General features: G+C 64.4%; 1 protein-coding gene. It reads right to left on the bottom strand.

Annotation, left to right across the window (positions count from 1 at the left end):
• A partial coding sequence (locus HR9077_RS01575; protein WP_136064445.1) for a sulfite exporter TauE/SafE family protein occupies positions 1-399 on the bottom strand: 399 nt, incomplete at both ends.

A 399-nucleotide genomic window follows, 5' to 3' on the forward strand; every position in this document is an offset into this window, starting at 1 on the left:
AAGACGAAGCGCGCGTTCTCTCGCAAGACGACAAAGCTTTGGTCTCGGCTATAGCGTGCGAAGCCGACCAGCATCGTCGGCAGGCTCACCGCCAGCGACAGGCTCCCGGCGAGCTTGACGTCAATGCCGAACAGGATGACGAGCGTGGGAATCAGCAGCTCGCCGCCAGCGACGCCGAGCAAGGATGCGACCGCGCCAATCGCAAGTCCTGCGACCACGCCACAGACCAGAAGCCATGGCCCGTTGACGAGCGGCTCGTGAGCGGAGCTTCCATGTCCGAACAACAGCATTGCGGCAATGCACACCAGCAGACCCGCGATCACGCGTCGCAGGGTCGTGTCCGAAATCCTCGTGGCCCAGCCGGCGGCAAACCAAGCGCCCACAAGACTGCCCGCCAGG

Origin of the sequence: Modicisalibacter radicis (assembly GCF_900961225.1) — a bacterium.
Classification (GTDB): domain Bacteria; phylum Pseudomonadota; class Gammaproteobacteria; order Pseudomonadales; family Halomonadaceae; genus Modicisalibacter.